The organism is Bradyrhizobium sp. (assembly GCF_016219575.1).
Lineage (GTDB): Bacteria > Pseudomonadota > Alphaproteobacteria > Rhizobiales > Xanthobacteraceae > Bradyrhizobium.
In genome coordinates, this window is sequence record NZ_JACRMG010000035.1 from 1 (window position 1) to 21,254 (window position 21,254).

At 60.0% G+C, this 21,254-nt stretch carries 18 protein-coding genes and 2 pseudogenes; 9 read left to right on the forward strand and 11 right to left on the reverse strand.

From position 1 onward, the window contains the following. Together HZB49_RS26030 and HZB49_RS26035 are read right to left on the reverse strand one after the other, a co-directional pair. Window positions 1-385 (reverse strand): annotated as a pseudogene (locus HZB49_RS26030) (flagellar protein); the annotation flags it as partial. Window positions 386-580: 195 nt separating this feature from the next. After that, complete coding sequence (locus HZB49_RS26035) at window positions 581-1,000, reverse strand: response regulator (RefSeq protein ID WP_291616632.1); 420 nt, start codon at window positions 998-1,000, stop codon at window positions 581-583. A gap of 420 nt (window positions 1,001-1,420) precedes the next feature. Between HZB49_RS26035 and HZB49_RS26040 the strand changes: the two genes are divergently transcribed. The 3 genes from HZB49_RS26040 (at window position 1,421) to HZB49_RS26050 (ending at window position 3,055) form a co-directional block, all read left to right on the forward strand. Next, window positions 1,421-2,137: a Crp/Fnr family transcriptional regulator gene (locus tag HZB49_RS26040; RefSeq protein WP_291616634.1), complete on the forward strand. Its 717-nt coding sequence runs from the start codon at window positions 1,421-1,423 to the stop codon at window positions 2,135-2,137. Window positions 2,138-2,349: 212 nt separating this feature from the next. Beyond that, the gene (locus HZB49_RS26045) at window positions 2,350-2,733 is read left to right on the forward strand and encodes a response regulator (RefSeq protein WP_291616636.1); all 384 of its coding nucleotides are present in this window, start codon (window positions 2,350-2,352) and stop codon (window positions 2,731-2,733) included. 88 nt (window positions 2,734-2,821) lie between these two features. After that, window positions 2,822-3,055, forward strand: coding sequence for a hypothetical protein (locus HZB49_RS26050; RefSeq protein WP_291616638.1), 234 nt, complete (start codon window positions 2,822-2,824; stop codon window positions 3,053-3,055). A 116-nt stretch (window positions 3,056-3,171) separates the two neighbouring features. On the opposite strand, the gene HZB49_RS26055 is transcribed toward HZB49_RS26050, so the two are convergent. The 4 genes from HZB49_RS26055 to traA all read right to left on the reverse strand — a co-directional run bounded on the left by HZB49_RS26055 (window position 3,172) and on the right by traA (window position 9,020). Continuing rightward, window positions 3,172-3,789, reverse strand: coding sequence for a LuxR family transcriptional regulator (locus HZB49_RS26055; RefSeq protein ID WP_291616640.1), 618 nt, complete (start codon window positions 3,787-3,789; stop codon window positions 3,172-3,174). 290 nt (window positions 3,790-4,079) lie between these two features. Then, window positions 4,080-5,078 (reverse strand): glycoside hydrolase family 3 N-terminal domain-containing protein, encoded by a 999-nt coding sequence (locus HZB49_RS26060; protein WP_291616642.1) that lies wholly within the window; start codon window positions 5,076-5,078, stop codon window positions 4,080-4,082. A 633-nt stretch (window positions 5,079-5,711) separates the two neighbouring features. Beyond that, on the reverse strand, window positions 5,712-5,927 hold the full coding sequence (locus HZB49_RS26065; RefSeq protein ID WP_291616644.1) for an AlpA family transcriptional regulator: 216 nt from the start codon (window positions 5,925-5,927) through the stop codon (window positions 5,712-5,714). A gap of 129 nt (window positions 5,928-6,056) precedes the next feature. Continuing rightward, on the reverse strand, window positions 6,057-9,020 hold the full coding sequence (gene traA, locus HZB49_RS26070; protein ID WP_291616646.1) for a Ti-type conjugative transfer relaxase TraA: 2,964 nt from the start codon (window positions 9,018-9,020) through the stop codon (window positions 6,057-6,059). A gap of 171 nt (window positions 9,021-9,191) precedes the next feature. Between traA and HZB49_RS26075 the strand changes: the two genes are divergently transcribed. Further along, complete coding sequence (locus HZB49_RS26075) at window positions 9,192-9,518, forward strand: conjugal transfer protein TraD (RefSeq protein WP_291616648.1); 327 nt, start codon at window positions 9,192-9,194, stop codon at window positions 9,516-9,518. A gap of 1 nt (window position 9,519) precedes the next feature. Beyond that, window positions 9,520-9,766 (forward strand): annotated as a pseudogene (locus HZB49_RS26080) (conjugal transfer protein TraD). Between the two features lie 203 nt (window positions 9,767-9,969). Here the strand turns inward: HZB49_RS26080 and HZB49_RS26085 are convergent. Next, a complete protein-coding gene (locus HZB49_RS26085; RefSeq protein ID WP_291616924.1) occupies window positions 9,970-11,139 on the reverse strand; it encodes a hypothetical protein in 1,170 nt (389 codons plus the stop codon). Between the two features lie 652 nt (window positions 11,140-11,791). Here HZB49_RS26085 and HZB49_RS26090 point away from each other — a divergent pair. After that, complete coding sequence (locus HZB49_RS26090) at window positions 11,792-15,169, forward strand: type ISP restriction/modification enzyme (RefSeq protein ID WP_291616650.1); 3,378 nt, start codon at window positions 11,792-11,794, stop codon at window positions 15,167-15,169. Here the strand turns inward: HZB49_RS26090 and HZB49_RS26095 are convergent. Both HZB49_RS26095 and HZB49_RS26100 read right to left on the reverse strand, forming a co-directional pair. Further along, complete coding sequence (locus HZB49_RS26095; protein ID WP_291616651.1) at window positions 15,166-15,885, reverse strand: hypothetical protein; 720 nt, start codon at window positions 15,883-15,885, stop codon at window positions 15,166-15,168. The two genes, HZB49_RS26090 and HZB49_RS26095, sit on opposite strands and share 4 nt — an antisense overlap. Before the next feature lie 11 nt (window positions 15,886-15,896). Continuing rightward, window positions 15,897-16,403, reverse strand: a complete 507-nt coding sequence (locus HZB49_RS26100; protein WP_291616653.1) for a type II toxin-antitoxin system antitoxin SocA domain-containing protein — start codon at window positions 16,401-16,403, stop codon at window positions 15,897-15,899. A 181-nt stretch (window positions 16,404-16,584) separates the two neighbouring features. Between HZB49_RS26100 and HZB49_RS26105 the strand changes: the two genes are divergently transcribed. Both HZB49_RS26105 and HZB49_RS26110 read left to right on the forward strand, forming a co-directional pair. Beyond that, window positions 16,585-17,433, forward strand: coding sequence for a type IV toxin-antitoxin system AbiEi family antitoxin (locus HZB49_RS26105; RefSeq protein WP_291616655.1), 849 nt, complete (start codon window positions 16,585-16,587; stop codon window positions 17,431-17,433). Beyond that, window positions 17,433-18,335, forward strand: coding sequence for a nucleotidyl transferase AbiEii/AbiGii toxin family protein (locus HZB49_RS26110; protein ID WP_291616658.1), 903 nt, complete (start codon window positions 17,433-17,435; stop codon window positions 18,333-18,335). Before HZB49_RS26105 ends, HZB49_RS26110 begins: the two co-directional genes overlap by 1 nt. A 129-nt stretch (window positions 18,336-18,464) precedes the next feature. Here HZB49_RS26110 and HZB49_RS26115 read toward each other — a convergent pair whose 3' ends face one another. Further along, on the reverse strand, window positions 18,465-19,253 hold the full coding sequence (locus HZB49_RS26115; protein ID WP_291616659.1) for an AbiJ-NTD4 domain-containing protein: 789 nt from the start codon (window positions 19,251-19,253) through the stop codon (window positions 18,465-18,467). A gap of 392 nt (window positions 19,254-19,645) precedes the next feature. On the opposite strand from HZB49_RS26115, the gene HZB49_RS26120 reads away from it, so the two are divergent. Then, window positions 19,646-19,837, forward strand: coding sequence for a conjugal transfer protein TraD (locus HZB49_RS26120; RefSeq protein WP_291616926.1), 192 nt, complete (start codon window positions 19,646-19,648; stop codon window positions 19,835-19,837). 150 nt (window positions 19,838-19,987) lie between these two features. On the opposite strand, the gene HZB49_RS26125 is transcribed toward HZB49_RS26120, so the two are convergent. Beyond that, window positions 19,988-21,253, reverse strand: a complete 1,266-nt coding sequence (locus HZB49_RS26125) for a DUF2130 domain-containing protein (RefSeq protein WP_291616661.1) — start codon at window positions 21,251-21,253, stop codon at window positions 19,988-19,990. Between the last annotated feature and the right edge of the window lies 1 nt (window position 21,254).

Here is a 21,254-nt window from a genome sequence, read left to right on the forward strand (position 1 = left end):
GGGCGCCGGTGCCGAGCAGGTTGCCCGCGGTGGCGCCGTTGATGGTGACGCTCACGCTGGACTTGGCGGAGTAGCCGACGGTGGCCTGCAGCGCCTGGGTGGCGACCGACTTGGCGCTGTCGACCAGCTTCTGCAGCGAGGAGATGCCGGTGTTGGCGGCCTGCAGGACCTGCACGCCGTTGCCGATGCCATCCAGCAGGTTGTTGATGTCGCTGGCGCGGTTATCGAGCGAGGCGGCGGTGAAATAGTTGGTGGGATTGTCGAGAGCCGTGTTGACCTTCTTGCCGGTGGCAAGGCGGTTCTGGGTGGTTGCGAGCAGGTCGGCGGTGGACTGCAGCGAGAGGAGGTTCTGACGAACTGACGCCGAGAGGACGATACCGGACATAACTGATACCCTTCTGGATGAACGTGACGCTACGCCGCTACTTTCCTCGGCGACCCTGCCACACTGTGCTCTCGGCGCTACGACTTGGTTAAAGTGCTCCTCCGTACAAATACCGAGACAGGCGAAAGTTTTGCCACGCCGCGAGGATCACACCCAACGGCGCGCGATCGGGCGATCTCGTCGATAAGGAAATATTTACTGTAATTGCCAGGCGATGCCGGCGTGGCGCGAACGGTTTTCCGCCAGGCACTCATTGATCACCGTCATCAACGCCACCGGCGTGAACGGCTTGCGCAGGCATCGCATCGCGCCGAGTTCGAGCGCCATCCGCAGAAAGTCCGGCGCAGGCGAGTCGGCATTGGCGAAGGCGTAGCCGGACATCGCGATCAGCGGAACGTACGGCGCGCGTTCGTGGAAGATCCTGATCGACTCGAAGCCCCGCATATGCGGCATGAAGATGTCGACGATCATGATGTCGAAGCTCGCACCTTCGAGTGCGCGCAGACCGCTCTCACCACCCTCGGCAATCGTGACAAGGAAGTCGTGTCGGGCGAGACAAACCTCGAGAGCCATGCAGACCAACGGATCGTCATCGACCACCAGGATGCGGGGCATGACGACCTCCTTCGTCGCCTTCGATCACATTCGACGTCGCAGCGATCGCCCTGCAGCCACACCGCGAATCAATGTGCAATCACATTCCGGTCGCAAAGCCGCCTGCCTGTCTGCCATTCGGCGTGCATAGCGACACATATGCGACGAGAGGACCGCCCTTCGCCCTCGCATCGATCTGGCGAGAAGTCCGAAGGCGTCGCTCGGTGGGTGAAATATATACCGCACAGGTTCGAGCGATGTTTGCGTGAACGCAACCGCACTGTTCGGGTGAATCGCTCGCCACCCGGCTTCGCATCGCAACCCGACGTCGTCTGCTCGTTCAGACGATGCGCTGTTTTGTCAGTTTATCCCATACGCCGGATATCGTACATAGCCGAGCGGAGGGAGTTCAGCCGCCACGCTCCCTTCAGGGAGGCACAAGTGACTCCGGCTCCTCGTCCACCCAACGGATTTCTGGCGTCGCTGTCCGAAGACGATTTCGAACTTGTCAGGCCGTATCTGAAGACCGCCGACCTCACCCATGAGCTGGTGCTGGTCGAGGTCGATGAAGTACTGAAGCGAGCCTATCTCCCCCACCGGGGCGTGATATCGCTGGTCGTCAGGCTTGCCAGGGGCGAGCACGTGCACATCGCCATGGTCGGCCGCGACTCCATCTTTGGATCGTTCTCTGCATTCGGCGATCCGACGGCGCTGAACGGCGCGGTCGTGCTCGTACCAGGCTTTGCGTCCACCATCGAGATCGACCGGCTTCGCGCCGCAGCGGATCAGAGTGCAACCTTGCGAGCGGAACTGGCGCGGCACGCGCTTGCCGTCTACGCGCAGGTGCTGCAGACCGCCGGATGCAATGCGGCGCATACGGTGGAGTCGCGGCTAGCGCGCTGCCTGCTGCAGATGCGCGACCTGTCCGGCAGCAACAAGCTGATCCTGACCCAGGAAGCGATGGCGCAGATGATCGGCGCGCGCCGCAACAGCGTTTCCCTGGTGGCCTCGACGCTGCAGCAAGCCAACTACATCCATTACAGCCGCGGACATATCGAAATCACCAGCCTCGAAGGCCTCCGCAAGATCTCATGCGAGTGCTACGCGCAGGTCAAGACGCAGTACGAGCGGCTGATCCGGCCGCGCGTCCTCGCCTGAGGGCGAACGCCGGCAATCGGTCACAGGTATAACTACGGAACCGCCTGAACCGGGACAATCCGCGCGGCGCCGCCCATTAACGCGACGTTCAACGGCCGCTGCTAGTCGTTTACGGGCAGGAGCGGGGCGTCGGTTCAGAAGAGCTTCCTCGAAAGCCTCGAACGGCGCCGGTCAGGATCGCCGGATCGCGAACGGGTTTGGAGAACAGGATTATGAGTTTTGACTTGTCGATGCCGATCCTGGTGGTCGACGATTATTCGACGATGATCCGCATCATCCGCAACCTGCTCAAGCAGATCGGCTTCGAGAATGTCGACGATGCCAGCGACGGATCGAGTGCACTGGTCAAGATGCACGGCAAGAAATACGGTCTCGTGATCTCGGACTGGAACATGGAGCCGATGACCGGCTACGACCTGCTGCGCGAAGTCCGAGCCAATCCGGAGCTTTCGCAAACTCCCTTCATCATGATCACGGCCGAATCCAAGACGGAGAACGTGATCGCGGCAAAGAAGGCGGGGGTCAGCAATTACATCGTCAAGCCGTTCAACGCCGCCACGCTGAAGACCAAGATGGAAGCGGTGTTCGGCGCGTGAGCCGCGGCGACCGTACTTCTACGGTCAGGAATTTTCATACACGACTAACGATAAGGTTCGATAGTGACGCGAGCACAGGAGAGCTCGAATGTTCACATTCGAAACGGCCGACCAGAAGGAAGTTCGGCGTTTCCGCATCGCGCAGTTCAACGGCCGCACTGCCACGTTCAGATCGAGCGGATCGACGGTGACCGGCATGGTGCGCTCGATCGTCGAGAACAAGGCAATCAATCCGTCGGTATGGGTCGTCACCTTGATTCCGAGCCCGCCCAAGGCCAACGCGATGCGCCCTGCGCCTCGCTTCCGTGCCTTCGCCGACTGAAGTACCTCCGCGCCCTGCCGAATTTCTCCGCCCCGCTGCGACCCAGCGCAGGCGCTCGGACGTCTCCTTGCCATCTGTCGCAATGAGGGATGCCGCCTCGCACACGCGAGGCGCCGTCAGGTCGGCTGCAGCGTCAGTGCCTTGCGGACGAGATCCGCGGTGTTCTTCGCCCCCAGCTTGCGCATCGCTTCGGCGCGGTGGCTTTCGAAGGTGCGCGGGCTGATGTTCATGCGCAGCGCACCCTGCTTGTTGGAGCATCCTTCGCTGATGAGAGCGAGAACCTCGCGCTCGCGGCGGGTTAACGGCTTCTGCTCCGGATTCGACGCCAGCATCACGTCGGATGCACGATCACGCGCACGGCCCGCCGGGCCTTCAGCCTCGGCAATGCGATCCGCCGGCTCGGCGGGAGCGGCTTGCCCCTCGGAGAGCTGCTTCACCAGGGCGTAGACACGCTCGGTCTGCTGCAAGGCATTGTCGACGACCTGCTGCAGGTAGATGCGATTGCCGGCCGCCTGCGAGAACTGATGGCTCTGGCGCTTCAGCTCGTTCATGTAGAGCATCAGCGCCGTCAGCGGCCCGTTGAGTTCCCGCGCAATGGCGACTGCGGCTTCTTCCGTCGCCCGGGCGCGCGCTGCCGAGAGCGGAACCACTTCCGGGCTTTCACCGGGAGACGCGCTTGTTTCGGCCCACTTGGCTGGGCGCGAATCGCTGGCCCGATGGTCTTGATGCGGCATGGAACCGAATCTATCGGTTCATGCCTCAATTATGGTTAATTTTTCCGGCCGTAGGATTACGGGGAATTTCCGCATGTGCGAAGAAAACCACCCCCCTGCCGGTCGTTTTCCCACGCAAGCGCACGATTTTCGCCTCCGTAGGGTTGTTTCCGGAGCAGAGCACTACCCGCGGCCCGGCTCGGAATAGGTAGTTTCACGGGTGCCGGAATTTACGTTTGCGGCAAGATTTCGCGGCGGCGCCACCCTCTGAATCCTGCATCTTTCTCGCTTGGCAGGCGGCCTGTGACGTCCTAGGCCAGCAGCGCCTTTCTTGCCTGCACCCTGGCGATCGAGCGCGCGATCGCCCCGGAATCCAGCCCCTCCCGCACGCCCTGCTCGACCGCCCGGGCAATACCGGCCATCTCCATTTCCTGATCGAACAGATTGTTGCCGATGCAGACCATGTCGATCCCGGCCCGCAGCGACTGAAGGCTGGCTGCGCGGGTGCCGAGCGCCTTCTGCAGCCCCTGCATCTGCATGTCATCGGTGATCAGCAGGGCTTCCGGCAGACGGGCGCGCAGCTGGCCGATCGCGGCAGGCGACAGCGTCGCCGGATTGTCGGGATCCCATTGCCTGACGATGGCATGGCTGACCAGCACGGCGTTGCCGAACATTTTCGGCGCCAGCGAATGGAACAGCGCCTCCTGCTCCGGACGCAGCGAGTCCGAAATATCCATGAACTCCTGATGCGAGTCGACATCGGCCCCGCCGATGCCGGGATAGTGCTTGATGCACAGCCCGACGCGCGCCTCGCGTGCAACCTCGCTCATCAGGAGCGCATTGGCTTCGACCTCGGCCAAATCGGCCGAATAGGATCGCTTGATGCGGCCGATATTGGGATTGTCGGGATTGCAATCGACGTCGACGACCGGCGCGAAGTTGAAGCGGATGCCGAGCGCGCGCAGCTCGTGGAGGCTGGCCGCCAGAATCCTTCGCTTGTCCTGCGGCGGAAGCCGATTGAAATCCCTTGCGCTCGGCAAGGGCACAAAGCCTCGCGTGTCCTTCAGCCGCCGCACCAGCCCGCCTTCCTGATCGACGAAAACCAGCGGCGAGGACGGCAGCCGGGCAATCTCGGCACAGAGCGCGCGGACCTGCTCGGGCGTATCGATGTTGTTGTCGTATTGCCGGGTGCGGACCGAATAGTCGAACAGGATGACGCCGCCGAGCCCGAAGCGGGCGGCGAACTCTCCCAGCCAGTCCGGGACGGCCTTGCCGAAAAAGCCGAGGATGAAGAGCTCGCCGATCTGCACCGAAGCTCCTCAGACTGGAGGCTCTGGGTCAATTCCGTGCCGCGCGAAGGATGGCGGAGAGGGAGTCCGTCAAGATATCAGAGAAACGCCTATTTTATCTGTATCGATAGCACACATGCTTTGGCTACATACACTTATACATACACCCTACGCGCCCGGATATTGCGTGCGGACGGATGTTTCATGCCCGTCAACTGCAGACGGCAAGTACGCGAAGCCGGCGCGGAGTCGTGGCATGCGTCGCCGCGACGTCCCTGAGTTTGGACCGATCCGGAGAATATCCGGCCGTGCGAGTGCTTGCACGGGCGTCGGCTTATACGTAAAAGCGGCGGCCATCGCGCCCGCGGCTTTCCACAGCCTTGCGGTCAGCGGAGCAAGCGTTGTCGCAGCCGTTGCCAAGCACATGGATGGTGCAGGCACAGCAGTCCCGGGTTAGGAGCACTGAGCGCCCCCAATCCGCCCTTGTCTGCTTGGAGAGCCCACACCGGGGCGGCGTCAGGCCGTCAAGGCCGAAGCCGCGAGGCGGGGGCGCGACAGCGCCAGCCTTTACGGCCTGAGGCCGGTCCGGTTCACTGGTATCAGCAGCAAACGGACATGCCGCCGGGCGATCTGGAAGGCAGGCAACCAGCGACCTCACCGGACCTCATCGAATTCGCGTTTCGGACGCCACGAGACTGGATCTGCGATCCAACGGTTGATGTCCGATTCGTGCCATCCGGTTCCGTTGACGCTAATCTTGATCTGTGTCGGGAACGTGCCCTCGGCAATCTTGCGGTAGATGGTGGATCGGGACAGCCCGGTCCGGGAAAGGACAGTTTTCAGGCGGATGATACGGTCAGGTTCGCGCATGGCCCCGCGGCCTCCTGCTGGCTGTTTCTGACGACTGCTGGGACCAGACAGGGCAGGCATTCAAAGACACGCAAGAGGATTTCACACGTCACCGCACCGTGGCGTAGAACCGGCAGAAAATAGGATGGATTAAATTCCGAGGCCTCTGCCTCTGCCGATGTCGAGGCCGTGAGTGAACGCCAATTCCTGTCCGAGCCGGCGACCTGATTCGAACGCGATGCCGAGTTCGCGCTTGCGATTGGCGAGCAGGGATTCAAGCTGCGGATCGCGTTGCAGGCTTTTTGCCATGTCACCCATCGCCGAGCGCGTCGCCTTGTAGCCCGACATGTCGCCGGCCTGATACTGACGTTGGCTGGTGTGGCCGAGTTTCTGCCAGCGCTCCACAAACCGGTCGGCGCGGCGACCCGGATCGGTGCGCAGCTCGGTTTCGAGCTGGAGCGCTCGGATGGCTCGGTTGACCTGGCCGCCAGCCGCCTCGCGGACAAGCTCCGGATCCTTCTTGTAGGCGGCTTCGGCGTCGTGCGAGCCGTGGGGACGCACCTCCTCGAAGACCTTGCGGGCCTCCTGCAATTCCTTCACCTGCGCCGGGCTGGCCTTGCCGCCCCGTTCCTGCACATCGAAGATCGCATCCACGGCTCCGGCATGGCGGACCAGCGCCTTGGTGCGGGCCTTACGCAGCGCCGCTTCCGGGTCTTCCGTCGCCTTCCTTTCCGGCGTAACGGGTTCGCGCCGCGCGGCCTCCGCATCGCCCTGTTCCGGCCTCTGCCCGCTATCCGCCGGCCGGCGCAGGCCGTCGAACATCTCGCGGACCTTCTCCGGCACGATTTTGCGCACGATCTCGGCAACGCGGGCACCGAAGGTGATCCCGCGCCGCTCGGCATAGTTTTGGGCCGGATCGGCGCGCTCGTAGTCCGAGGCCATATCCTTGGCCCGGTCGCGCGACAGGGTACGGACCAGCCGGTCCCGACTGGCAAAATCGTCGCGGCCATAATGCAGGTCCATGCCATCGCGGTGCCGCGACAGGGCAACATAGCTGCCATGGGCGTCCAGACCCGGCGTCGCCAGCACATGGGTGCGGTCCACCGTCATGCCCTGCGCCTTGTGGATGGTCGCGGCATAACCATGGTCGATCCGATTGTAGTCCTTGACGTCGAACATGACGTTGCGCCCGTCGTCGGTGCGCACGGACATGGACTGTGTGCTGACTTTCTCGACGGTCCCGAGCGTGCCGTTCTTCACGCCAAGGCTGCGTTCATTTCGCAGGAACATGACCCGGTCCCCGCTCGCAAAGCTGCGCTCGCCCCGTTCGACCGTCAGGCGCACGTCATCGCCGAGATCACCGGTAGCCCGCATCCGTTCGCGTGCCGCCTCGTTGAGCGCACGCACCTCGTCATTGGTGTGGGTGAGGATGATCCGGCTGCGCTCCGGCGCTGCCTGCCGCTCACGGTCCCAGCGGTCAATCAGATCGTCGCGCGCCCCTTCGCGTGATACGGCCTCATGCACCATGCCGTTGGCGTCATAGGCATGGATGGCCGCGCCGGTCCTGCCGGTCGCCAGGTCGCGCGCGGCGTCACGCTGCCAGCCCTCCCGCTGACGGCGCACCTCGCCAATCTCGGCCCCACCATGACGGCCGTGGATCGACCGGAATGCCGCGCCCGCCTCGATGGATTGCAGCTGTTGCGGATCTCCGACCAGCACGACTTTCGCGCCGGCCTCCGCCGCATGGGATAGGACGTGCTCCAACTGGCGCGTGCCGACCATGCCCGCCTCGTCGATGACAAGGACATGGCGCGACGTGAGCAGGTCGCGGCCCTGGCCCCAGCCATGTTCAAGGCTGGCGATGGTGCGGGACGCGATGCCCGATCCCGCTTCCAGATTCTCGGCCGCAATGCCGGACAGCGCCGCGCCCCCGACCTCATAACCGGCCGCTTCCCAGGCCTCCCGAGCCACGCCCAGCATCGCGCTCTTTCCTGTTCCGGCGTGGCCGACCACGACGCCTAGATCGCGCCCATCCGTGACATGCGCCAGCGCGTCCACCTGCTCGCCGGACAGGGCAAGGCCGCGCTGTTCGGCATGGACCACGGCTGCCTGGCGGTGCCTGTCATTCACCTGATGGCGTTCCCGTCCGGCCATCAATTCCGCCGCACGGTGCAGGCGCTGTTCGGCCTCGATCATCTGCCGGGTGGTGTAGCGGTCCTCGCCGCGTCCGTCCGTACCGAGTTCGACCAGATCGGGCGCGCTGCCCATCGCGCCCATCACCTCGTTGAACTGGTCGATCCCTTCACTGTGCCGGTGCGCGAACTTCGCCAGGTCGCGCCGCGTGAAGGTCGATTGCTGATGCGTGATCGCGTCCAGCGCCAGACTGGGATTCGCGATGATTCGCGCGCCATTGCCGCGCGCGATCTCGCGGTGCATCTCCGCGCGGTCAGCGGCTTCGATCCCTTCGCCGTCGATACGCTGCGCAGGCGCACCGATCTGGCTTTGCGGCTCCAGCGCAATGCCCTGCGCTTCCAGACTGCGATGGTCGATGCGCGCGTCGATGTCGAGTTCGGCCAGCCGCTCGTTGGCAAGCTCGGCCCAACGTTCGCGCCAGCGCTCGACGATCTCAGTCCGGTTCCAGTCCCGAACTTTTGGGCCAAAGCCGTTCTCGTCCACTGACCGCATGGTCAGCATGACATGGGCATGGGGTTTGGCGAGGCCGTCTTCGCCGATATCCCGGTGCACGTTGAGATCGGCGATCATTCCCTGATCCACAAACTCCGACTTCACGAAGTCCCGGGCGAGTTCGATGCCCTGTGCCTCGGTCATCTCACGCGGAAGAGAGAATTCGATCTCGCGGGCAAGCTGCGCATCCTTCCTGACCTCGAAGGCTTCGACATCGTTCCACAGCAGCTCGCGGTCGCGCCATTGCTCCGGCGCGTGCTCCGGCAGCATGACTTCGGAATGGACGACGCCGCGCTTGGCGGAAAAATCCTGATCACGGCCGAGCCGCTCGTCGCGCAGCCGCGAGCCCGAACGGTAGGCGGCCGAAGCTACCGCGCTGCTCCCGGACTTGCGGCCAATGACCTTGACGTGAAGATGATAGATCGCCATCGCGACCGGATCATTGACACGGCGGAGCGCACGTCGGAACGACGTATAAGCGCGCCCTCCCTCGAAAAAATCTCGGGAGGGATTACCGCATCCCAGGCCGTCCTGACGAACTTACAGCATTGTGCCGAGTGCCCGGCTATCATTTTTCCATCAACACTGACGGAGACAACGATGCGTAAGCCACGGGACTTTGATGCCGAATTGAAGGCACTTGGGGATAAGGCGCGTGACCTCAAGAACCGCAAAGTGCAGCAGCTTGGCGAGCTCGTTATCGCCACTGGAGCCGACACAGTCAACGCCGACGAATTGGCGGGCGCGCTGATCGTGCTGGCCGAGACAAAAGAGGCCGGAAAGAGGGAGGCATGGGCCAGGCGCGGGACCGCGTTTTTTCAAAGCCGGGCGCGGCGAACTGCACCAACAACTGTCCGCAACACGGACGGCGCTCCTGCGCAACCGAGCGGCGCGCAACCGGCATCAAGCCGCAAGGGCGCGACATGACATGCGCGCCTGGCAGGTCGAGCGCCGCAAGCGCACGCGGCATCTCATCGAACTCGGCGGCCTCGTCCGTCAAATCCGGAGTCGTCGACCTGACCGGCGACGACCGTGCCACGATCTTCGGCGCGCTGCTTTGGATGGCCGACAGGCTTAAAAGCGATCAGGGCGAACATGCGCGAGCGCTTTGGGCCGCAAAGGGGAAGCTAGCGTTCGACATGGACTCGGCAACGCTAATACGTGCAGATAAATGATGCGCGACGATGGCACGTTGGCTGAGCGCGTTGGATGTGCTTCATCTCGTTTGCAAGCGCGAGAACTTTCTGTGCACTAGCTGCGATTACTCAGTGGGGATTGTGCCGTGCGGCTCCGCGCTTCCTGTTTCCGAAGGAGTTCTAAAGCGGGCCGCACAGGCTAAGCGGTCTGCCCCCGCTAACAAGTCATGAATGGGCGGTGCTTATGACCATTGTTTTACCTTCGCAATGGTCTCAAGCATCCCCACAGCGCCCCCGCCAAATGGATTGAGAGCTTCGGCTTTCGCCTTTGCCCACTCGACCCAATCCCTCAACGTTCGGTCTGAAACCGTGACATCACCCTCGGTCGCCAGCCGAGCCTCGACCTCTCCGAGAAACGCCAGCAATCTTTTCCGCTCATCCCAATTGACGGCGTACTCGCGAAACTTGTTCCAGCGCTTCTCGTCGATTTCCCGCAATCGATGGGCTTCGTAACGGCGCGCTTCCTCTTCACGGTAACGCTTCTGCTGCTCTTCGCGTTCGCGCTTCATTTTTTCAAGGGTCGGCCCTGCCGCCATTATCGCGCCGACGATAGTTGGCATGAGTTGACCGATTTTGATCTTTTGCGATTCGACCCACTCAGGCCGCCGACCTTGCAAGTAGGTCGTGATGCTGACTCGCAGAAAGCCTGAAGAATCCAGTCCCGACTTGCAATACTCGGTGAACGCGGTCCATTTGCGCTGTTCCTCCCATTGCTTGAGAGACTGCACCATCTTTTCAGCGATTGAGCACTCGACTTGGTGCCCGTCGATCAAGAACGTTACCTTGCCTGAAGCTGACGATTTCTCGATTGTGCCACCAGCCTTCTCAACTGCACAAAATATCGCGCTGGTGGCTCTGAAACGATACAGATCGCGCTCTGTCAGGTCAGGGATCAAGGGTGACGCCCAACCGATATCCCGACGGCGATTCCTGTTCTCCAGCTCGCGTTCTTTCTGCCGTTTCTTGTGACCGGCGATCCAGGCCTGTACGCGTGGGTGAAGGTTATCGTTGCTCTCAGGTACCGCGACATCACGAATGCGGTCGGCCACCGTCGCGGCGGCTTGTTCCGCTGCAGGGGAAGGCGCGGGCTTCGGCGGCGTAGGGCAGATATCTGTCGCGCTTGGGATCCCGTCCCGCCGAGGTGGAAGCTTAAGGGTGACGACTGGCTTTCCGGCTTCCTTCTTGGCCCAGTGGCCGCGCCGAGGATAGGGCACGTCCAGCCTGTCGCAGACCTTGGCCAGACCGTTCCCGGTAATTCCGAATTCCTCGGCAAGCCGGATCATCGGCTTATCCCAGACCATCTGGTACAGCTCTTCGCGCGTGACGCGCCGCCCACGCAAAGGTATCGGCATTTCCACCGTTGTTCGCTCCTAGCCAGGTGTTAGTCGGGAAAACGCTGGCCCAGCTTGCTCCTGGCGAGACAGGGACTGCAAGCCCGGGAGCTCTGTGAAAGAGCAAGTTTCCGGGCTTTTTTAACTGCGAACCTGGGAAAACCAGTCGACCGATCGGCAGGGCGAACGAGGGGAAGCACTTGCTGGTAGCGACCGATATCTTGGAACGCAAGCCTTCGAGGGGCCTCTGATGGCAACGGGGCTTCTCAGGCCGAACGACGCGGGTCAAGGTGCCATCGTTCTCCTTGAGCCGATCCGAGATTGCCAGCCGGCCGTCGCTACTCAGTAATATCCGATCGTGCTGGAACGTTCCGGGCCATGACATGGGAGTCAGATTCGGCGCGAATTAGACCTCAAACCTTGGTGCTTGGCCTTCGATTGAAATGGCGCGCCGGCAGGATGAAACTGGGACTCAATATACGATTGCTATTTCAGTCTAATTCGGTCACCGAGTAACGGATGGTTGTCCACAAGCGGTACAACAAAGCACGTCATGACGGTTCCATGGGGCGCACGACTTATGTTCATGCGCCGGCAATGGGGGTACAACTTGCACGTTCCGTGAGTCTCCGCCGTATTTTCCCACCGCGATTGCAACAGCAGCCCGAGTCGAATGCAGAAGCAAGCCATTCTCGACCTGTATCTGGACGAAATTGCCAAGGTCAACGCAACTAAGGCGGGCACCAAAGAGACGTCCTACTACCCGGCAGTCTCGACTGCCCTGAATGCCATTGGCAGAAAATTGAAACCAGCGGTGTTTTGCCTGCATCACCCGTCCGGCAAGGAAGGCATTCCTGATTTCGGGCTGTTTGAGCAGGCAAAATTCAAAAAGGTGGAGCACCCGACTTGGCCAGAGGGCGTCCTGCCCGAGCGTGGGGTGGTCGAGGTAAAAGGGGCAAGCCATTCGATCAAGGCCCTGCTTGCAAGCAAGCAGGTGACGGAAAAGTATTTACCGGCGTACGGATTGCTCCTCGCTACGAATTTATGGCAGTGGCGACTTGTGACGCAGCAAGGCGTTCTCGAAACATTTGATATTGGAGATGACGAGAAGGCGTTTTGGAAGCTGGCTTACGGCCCCCGGCCGGAATCTCTTCGCACTCGTTTTAGCGATTTTCTTGATCGATGCCTGCTTACCGCGGCGCCGCTCAAGAAGCCAAGCGATCTGGCCTTTTTTCTAGCATCTTACGCACGCGATGCATTGGCGCGCCTCTCGGATCGCGCCGATCTCCCGGCGCTCGCCGCGCTTCGAAAGGGTATTGAAGAAGCCATTGGCATCCAATTTGACGAGGGCGACGGTGAACATCTGTTCCGCTCTACGCTTGTCCAAACCTTATTTTACGGTCTGTTCTCTGCGTGGATTGTCGAGGTCGGTCAAAAGAAGTTGCCTCCTTTCAATTGGCAATCAGCTCAATGGTCGATGACTGTCCCGGTCGCTCGATTCCTGTTTCAGCAGGTTGCGACACCCGAGCGGTTAGAGCCGCTGGAAATCGTACCACTTCTCGACGCCGCCGCGCGCGCTCTCGACCGCGTGGATCGGGACGCTTTTTTTGCGGAATTCAATGATGCGGAGGCAATTCAGTTTTTCTATGAACCGTTCCTGGAATTCTTTGATCCGGAATTAAGGAAAGAGCTTGGCGTTTGGTATACGCCTCCCGAGATCGTGTCATACATGGTCGAGCGGGTCGACCGGGCGCTACGGACCGAACTGGGACTGGAAGATGGTCTGGCGGACCCCAGCGTGTGGGTGCTCGATCCCTGCTGCGGTACCGGCAGTTTCGTTGTCGCCGTCCTTGAGCGCATTCGCAAAACGCTGGAGGGCAAGGGAATCGGAGTTCTCGTCGGGGACGAGGTGAAGAAAGCTGCAACAACTCGGATTGTTGGCTTCGAAATAATGACTGCTCCTCTCGTGATTGCTCACTGGCAGGTTGGCGAGGCAGTACGACGGTCTGGCACCGCATTTGTGAAGAACGAGCGCGCCGCGATCTATCTAACCAACGCGCTGACAGGCTGGGTAGCCAAGGAAGACGAACCTCCGATTCCGGGTTTCGAGCCCCTGTTCGAAGAGCGAGGAGCGGCGGGATCGGTCAAGAAGACATCGCCGGTTCTCGTGGTACTTGGCAATCCTCCCTATAACGCCTACGCGGGTACGAGTCCCGAAAGCGAAGGCGGATTGGTTGAGCTTTACAAGACCGGCTTGCGCGAGAAGTGGGGTGTAAAGAAGTTTAATCTCGATGAGCTCTACGTGCGGTTTTTTCGTATCGCCGAGCGTCGAATTGCGGACGTGAGCGGGAAAGGCGTCATCGCCTACATCAGCAACTTTTCGTGGCTGGAACGACCTTCTTTCGTCGTGATGCGCGAGCGTCTTCTCCGAGAGTTCGATGCTATTTGGATCGATAATCTCAATGGGGACAGCAGGGAAACTGGCAAGCAAACCCCGGACGGGCTACCCGACCCATCAGTGTTCTCGACTACAATGAATCGAGAGGGCATAAGGGTCGGCACCGCCGTCTCGATGCTCGTCAGAAGACCTGGCGAGCACGGCACGTTGGCCAAAGTATCGTTCAGGGAATTCTGGGGCGCCGAGAAGAGACAAGAACTCAAGGCGACACTAGCCGCGCATTCGCTGAACGAAGGTTATGTTCCTCTGAAGCCTTCTCCGGAAAATCGCTTTCAGTTGCGGCCCGGCGCCGCTATCGCTGACTATGCATCCTGGGCGGCAATACCTGAACTAGCCTCGGTGGCACCGCTTCCCGGACTGTTAGAGAAACGCGGCGGTGCTTTGTTCGATTTTGATCGCAGTGCCCTGGAGCACCGCATGCAGGTCTATCTCGATCCGGATCAGAGCATGGACGCGGTGCGTTCCGTCGCGCCTGGTCTTGCGGCAAAGATGGACCTCAAAGATCCTGATACGATGCGGAAGCGCGTTTTGCATCTAAAGGGGGAGCGCTTCGAGCATTCGAGACTGGTGCAATTTGGTATTCGCCCGTTCGATTACGGGTGGGCGTATATCGTCGCCACGCCTGGGATTTGGAACAGGAACCGTCCCGAGCTCCAGCATGTCTTGCCGGACGCGCACGGGTTCTTCTGCACGCGCGTTCAAAACGTCTCTAAGCCCGAGGGCTTTCCGGCGTACTGGGTCGAGACCATGTACCACGACCGCTTCATTGATGAACACGGCTATGGCGTTCCAGCCGTTGAAAATCTTTCCGGCTTACCCCGACCAAACCTATCCGCTGCCGCGGTAACTTGGTTGAAAGCTCTCGGGCTAACTGCCGACATTGAAACTGCCCAAGCTGTCTGGCATCACGTCCTTGCAATAACCTATAGCCCGGCCTGGTGCTCGGAGAATGCGGGCGGTATTCGGCAAGGATGGGTACGTGTGCCGCTGCCTTCCAAGCCAAAGATATTGCTGGCTTCAGCGGCGCTCGGACGGCAATTGAGTGACCTGTTAAATCCCTCAAAACCGCTCGTTGGCATCACATCTGGTGCCATACGCGCTTGCTTTGCGGTCATCGCAACTCCAAGCGTTGTAGAAGGCGCGAAGGCGGATTGGCGGGTGACTGCCGGATGGGGAAATCGCAGCGAAAAAGGAGTGGTCATGCCGGCGCGCGGCCGTCTGGATGCGCGCCCCTACACGGAGAGTGAGAGAAAAGCTCAAGAGCACGGGAAGACGCTCGGCGAGAAAACCTATGATGTCTGGATCAACTCGCAAACATATTGGAAGAATGTGCCGGACTCAGTTTGGGATTTCCACATAGGCGGCTATCAAACACTGAAGAAATGGCTATCGTATCGCGAAGAGGCGGTGCTTGGCCGAGCTATCACTCCGGAAGAAGTGAAACACTTCACTGAGACTGCTCGTAGGCTCGCTGCAATCCGCATGCTTGGAACGGAATTCGATGCAAACTTCCGAGCTTGCGCCGCCTGTCATACACCGCTGAATGCGGACAATAATCTCGTCGCTGCGGCGACAAACGAATCGGTCGGCTAGTCGAAGAGCCCCGGCTGGTCCGGATCAACATCAGGCGTCCGGCGATCGTCCGCTTCGGGCGCTGGTTCGCCCTTCAGGGAAGCGAGCGCCCGGAAGTATCCTTCGGCAAAGGCTTCGAGCATTTCCATCTTGCGCGCTTCGCCGATGCGGGGAATGTCCCTCGCGTCGACGACGGTCAATGTGCGCGGCAATTTTGGGCTCGGACAGCTAAAATCAAGAATCTCGAAGCGGGCGGCTTCGAGATCCGGATCGTCCATCAGAACTTCATCTACGATGGTGACAAAGAGCGACAGCCGTTCGTTCGCAAGCGGATTCCGGCGCCAGAAGCTGAACCACGGAAAATAGAGTTGTCCACCCACACCGTAAATCATCGGCGGCTCGAAAGGCACCATGAGGCCGCGCCCGACGGAGTAATAGCGCTTGTCGATGGTTTGATAGAAATCCGGGGAGATGCATTCAAAATGATCGCAGATTAGAGGGAGGACGCCCAGAAGATTTTCGCGCACGCTTGCGCGCTTGATGCGCTTGATCCCTTCGACGATTTGATCGTAAGGCACTTTGAGCACGAGAAGGTCGCGCACCGCGCTATAGAGTGGATTATAATTGAAGCGGGGTGGGTTCAGCGCGAGGCGAACCAGGATGCGCGCGATCAATGCCGGATCGTCCCGCCAGTTGCGGGCAAGATGCTGAACCGTCGGGACGCGCAAATCTGACATCGGTTAATCCATTATTGAATTGAGAACGGAAGCGCTGCTTTCGAGTAAAATTCCACGATCTTCCTGTCATCGATCTTCATGCCGGGATTGACCGCGCCTCCGTGATTCCAGACGACATGCCAAGGGCCTCCCTGCGCATGGCTTAATTCGACAAGATCACTGGCTCGCAGTCGGCTGTAGAACTCGGCGATCCTGTGGAGGAGCGAATCGGTTTCCGCGTCGAAATCATACGCGACAACTCGATGTTTTCCATCAACCGGGTCGAGCTGGGTCGCGCGGCCCACAATGGGTGAGCGGTCGTAATCTTTGAATTCTCGGTAAAGATACGGAAGGACGGGGCCGAATTCCCACGCCTCGAATTTATGGCGGAGCAGCGGACGTTTAAGCTCGATCAGAGACCAGACGTGACAGAAGTACACGATCTTCTGTAGCGCGAGATTCGTTACCCTGCGTCCCCGGCTATCACAAAAGTCGAGGACGAAGTTCGCGATTGCTCTGCCATCGTATCCTGGACTCATCGGAATTCCGTTCTTCATCTGTTCTAAGCGATTTGCTCCCCGGCCGCAATCTTGATTGTTCTGTAGGTTATTTTGGCCTTACTAGGGCTATTTTCATATACAAACCCATCCGATTTCTTGACTGCGGAACTAAGAGTGAGTATTATATATGGAAAGTTGGCCCTAGGAGGGCTAAAATCAGATGGAAACCAATCTTCGCACACTTGGCCCCGCGGAATCCAAAGTAGTCCTCTCCCTCCGGGAGCAGGGCCGTTCGATAGTGCGCGCCTCTGACGTATTGGACCTCCTCGGCTCTGAAAACTCGGCACGGAAAGTCATCCGGAATCTTCTCCGCAAGGGATGGCTCGCGCGCGTGGTCGGCGGCCGCTACATGTTGCTGCCTCCCGAACACGGCCCTGAGAATCTCGGCGAGAACAACATTCTCGCGCTCGCGGCGGCGGCGGTCGAGCCCTCTTACGTCGGCTGGTGGTCTGCCGCTGCGTTTCACGGGTTCACCACGCAAAAGCCCATGTCGGTTTTTATCGCCGTTCTAAGGCAAACTCCCTCAAGAACCATCGAAGGCAGCGACGTGCGCTTTGTCAAATTGACTCAACGCAAGTTCTTCGGCCATCGGCCGTACAGCGTTTATGACCGCTCTGTGCCGATCTCGACACCTGAGAAGACGCTTATCGACTGTCTTGACAGGCCAGGCCTCTCGGGCGGGCCATCCGAACTCGCAAGGATTGCCTACAACGCGCTTGATGCGGTCGATCCGCAGGAATTGCTCGCCACTGCCACTGCCATGAAATCAAAGGCCGTGATGCAGCGCCTTGGATTTCTTGCAGATCTGGTCGGCCGGCCGTTGCCCGATGATGTTCGGCATGCGCTCAGGGATGCGATCCCAAAAAGCTACCGGTCGCATTTCGGACGCGAGGAACGCCGTGACGGTGATGTCGGCTATGTCGCCGCGTGGGGCCTTCATGTTAACGCGCGCCGCGACGACCTCCTGACGGAGATACCCCGCATCAAGGCGCGGGAGGAGGTTCACTGATGCTGACATTGAACGAACTGCGCAAGGTCGCCGCCCGCTCGGGAGCACGGGACATCGGGAACGTCGAAATCGACGTGATTCTCACGCTCTTGTTGCAACTGTTCAACGATGCCGGGATTTGCGAGCACGTTGCCTTCAAGGGCGGCACCATGCTTCGCAAAATGGTCTTCGGTCCGCGCGGTCGCCTTTCGACCGATCTCGACTTCACCTGCCGTACAGACATAGACGTAGACGATCTCATGATGATGATTCTGGACGCGCTCGGCAAACCCTATGAGGGGCTGACGTTCCAGCTAAAAGACAAGGATTGGTATCTCACCGACGACGGTTGCGCGGCCAATCCGATTTGCTCCCATGCCGAAAACGCAAAAGGTGTCAACATCAAGCTACAGATCAGCACGCGCGAGCGGCCGATCTTGCCTGTTGTCGCCGTACCGCAGATCGATCAGGAATATTTCAAGCTGCTGGGATTTACACCGTCGGCAATCCCTTCGCTCGCGTTCGAGGAAGCAGTAGCCGAAAAAATTCGCGCCGCGAGCCAGCGTTCTAAAATTCGCGACCTGCACGATCTATCGGAAATCGGAGGGCGGAGGCTCAACCGGGACCTTATACGTCCGCTCGCTGTCTTGAAGATGTGGAACAGCGGCGGCCCGGGATTGGACTATGGACGGTTCAGCCAGCGAGTTAAAGGTGGCGGCGACTATGATGTCGGCGATCTGGCCAATCTCCTCCGCAGGGATCAGAAACCAGATCTTGAGGGGATGATACGGCGCGTGCTGGAAGGTTTTCGTTTTCTTGCCGATCTTACGGCAGCCGAGAAAGCTCTCGCCGCCGATGCATCGCGCAAAAAGACCAAGGAAGCGGAAGCGCTGATCGCCGCGCTGAATGTGGTGCCAGCCTAGCTTTGCAAGCAAGCGTCTGGCCCGCACATGCGAGCGAAGGTCGGCGATACTTCTCTAAGGATTGGAAAATCAGGCCCGCGGGGCTGTCGCTTAAGCCTTCGCGTGAGGGGTCGCAACTCGGCCCTCGATTTATTGCCGCGGCCGCTTCGTCAAGAACGCGCTCACCGCGCATGAAACGCTGACGATAAGCTCCGCCTCGTCGTCGTTTACACTTCTACCTTCCCGCACATGACGGGCGCGGTCGGACGCGAATCCCCATAGCTTCTCCGTCGCAGCGTCGAGAGGCTTCGGCAAATGCAGTTTCGGGATAAGCGCTCCCAGCGTGGCATTCGGCTCGCCGCTAACCTCGCGCGCCGTGCATTCGAGTGCCGCGATTGCGTGCTGGATCGCGCCGGTCCGGTCGGGTTCGGGCCGCCGCGAGATGTCGCGCAGCGCCTCATGTATTTCATTCGCCGCCGTTGTCAGGCCCGCGTCTTCCAATGCCTGCGCGGCATCTCTCGTCGTCGCAGCGAACGTCTCGCCGCCGCGAAAGACGATCCCGTCCGGGTCCTTCAGCTCCCAGCCGATGCCTTTTTCGCGGAAAAACCTGTTTAGCTCATCCGCGAAAAGCTGCTGGTTTTCGTAGTCATTCTCCAGCGAGCGCCAAAGATCCTCAGCTATGTCGTAGACCTTGCACCAATCGCAATCGGCGAGCAGCCCCTCAATCTCCTCACGGATGTTTGAATCCGACCAGTTGTTGCGGTCCGGTGCTATGAAAAGAACGCGGCACGTTATGACCCGAATGGTCTTGAGACTCATACCCGCGGCCCGGGCGATCTCGACGACCCCATAGCGCAGGTCGGCGGGAGCATCCTCGCGCACGGTGATCTCTGCTTCCTGGCTGCCGTAGCCGTAACGGCTCGAAAAATGCCTGCTCATTCACGCATCTTACCATTCTTCCGTTCATACCGCGATCTACGACTTTGCCGAACGAATTTTGAAATTACTCATTTCCTCCGAGGACTTTCCTGGGCCTTCTCCCGCTCGTCCTTTTGATGTGGTCCTCGCGCCTCTCGTCAGCTTCATGGCCGCAAGTGCCTTGCACTCGTCCGCTCCGTTGCAGCCGCAAGCGGTGTAGCGCGACGCGGAAGGCGCGGGTCGTCCCTCCACAAGGCCGCGGCGGTCACGGTCCAATGGAAGAAAAGATGAGAGTGCTTTCACCATCCGAACCGCTGCGCCTGTCCCGCGCCGAACTGATGGTGATCCTGCGCCGGATCGCGAGCGAGCTGACGGCCCCGCCGGAATGCTCGGTCGAGCTTCGCAACGCGCATGTGAACCTGCGCAATATCCGCGCTGCACTGGCGCGGCCGGATTGCATCGTGGACCTGACCGGCGACGACCGCGCTACCATCCAGGGCGCGCTACTCTGGATGGCCGATAAGCTCAAAAGCGATCAGCGCGAACAGGCCCGGGCGCTCTGGGCCGCGAAAGGGAAGCGTTCGAGAGATAGACCTTTACGGTGATGATCTGGAGGTTTTGATGATATTTACATGCTGCAGCGCGCTGTAGCCATCCGTTTGAGTGGCAGTCCGTTCTATCCGGCGGAAGGCGCGTTCAAAATCGGTGTTTCCCGGCCGCTGCAAGCTTCGTTTATGCCTATGGAAATTCGGTGATCAACTTTCAGGGCCTTCCAACAGTGGCAAATCGAGGCTAGGAATTTCAGGAAGTGCTTTTCCTGCGATACCCTGAAGATCGCCGTACATGCCGAATGTCGACTCGAGCACTCCCTGAATCTGAGCCTCACGTTTGGCCCAGCTGCGGTTCATAAACTTTCGCTCCTTCTCGAGGTCCTCCTTCAGTTCCCCAAACTTCTCTACAATCCCCTCCACGCGCAGGCGGAAGCGCGGACCAGTCAGATAGGTGTAGATCCGCTCCATTTTTCCCTGCTGTCCCACTTGGGAGTTGCGAGTCGTCGCCAACTCAATAAGCGCATGACGTAGTGCAATGGAGACAGGAATGGCGCACCGAGGGTGCGCAACCCAGACGCCGTCGATGAGATCAAAACTATCAACGTCCTTTGGCAGGGCTTGCGAGATGATCAGGGCCATATCGGCTTTGGCGGTGCGCTGGTCCTCGCGCAGCTTGCTGAGCCAGCCATCCACCCAATTCTTCGTCTGCTTTAGCTCCCATAGAATAACGCCAGCGGGTGCACCCATCTGGCCGTTGACTTTTTGGACAATATCCCCACCGAACTCGCCTTTGCAAACAGGCTCGATCAAATCGAGTGGAAAGCGGCTCTTTAGCAGGCTCTCGAGCTCCAGTTCGAAGGCTTCTCCCTGTGTCTGTTGCGAACCTTGTTCAGCCTTTCGCCTGAGCTCCTCAATTGTCCGCGCCATAGAAACGATTTGGGCATCCTTCTGTGAGACTTGAGACTTCAATGAGTCTTCGGCTTCCTGCCGAGCTTTCAAGACGATATCTGCTTGGGTTGCTTGGACGCGTTTCTCGATGGTGAGCTCCATCTCACGCTTTTCATCATCCAGCTCCCGCTGTTTGCGCAGAAGCTCAGCCTGCGCCTTCTGTGCCTCAGCCAACTTCATATCGTTTTGTCTAAGAATTTCCTGTAGTTCAGCGAGACGCACCCGAGATGTCTGTAGATCGGCCGCGACAGCCTCTTGTGCCTTTTTTGCTTCAGCGGCCGAGATCCGACTACGTTCGGCCTGTAGGCGCTGCGAAACTTGTTCCTCGATTGTCTCCTTCGCTCGCGTTAGCTCTTCCTGTTGACGACGGAGCTCGTCGGCTTTCCTTTTGAACTCGCCTTCTTTGGCGGCCAACTGTTCACGAAAATCTCTACGGGCCGCCTCGAGCAGAGGGGCTGCGAGCGATTCAGTGAGTGGTATCTCGTAGTTGCACTTAGGACAGACAATCTGCGGTTCAGCCACC